The sequence below is a fragment of the Mesorhizobium sp. WSM4829 genome, assembly GCF_055811475.1.
In genome coordinates this window covers 1-365 of record NZ_JBVVQJ010000160.1, presented here as the reverse complement: position 1 = coordinate 365, position 365 = coordinate 1, and the positions used below count along the sequence as shown (strand labels likewise).

Below are 365 nucleotides of genomic sequence, written 5' to 3'. Positions count from 1 at the left end.
TCGAGCAGCAGGATCTTGGGCTCGGCAACCAGCGCTCGTGCCAGCTCGACTCGCTTCTGCAGGCCGTAGGGCAGCGTCGCGACCAGACGATCGGCAACGGCCTCAAGATGCAGGAACGCGATTGTCTGATCGACTTTTTCGGCGATTCCCGCATCTTCGCGTCTGGCGCGTGGCAGGCCTGCAATATGTTCGACGAAACTGGCACGCCTGGTGTGGACGCGGCCGGACGCGATGTTGTCGCGCACTGAGAGACCGCCGAACAGCGCCAGGTTCTGGAAGGTGCGTGCGACGCCCAGTCGCGCCAGGCGACTCGCCGGCACCTGTGAGAAGGACTGGCCGTCGATCGCGATCCTGCCGCGGTCGGC

The 365-nt window shown here is 65.5% G+C and carries 1 protein-coding gene; it reads right to left on the bottom strand.

The window, feature by feature from the left end:
• Window positions 1-365 (bottom strand): ATP-binding cassette domain-containing protein (locus AC0L17_RS34675; protein ID WP_473519020.1); only part of this gene is annotated, 365 nt, incomplete at both ends.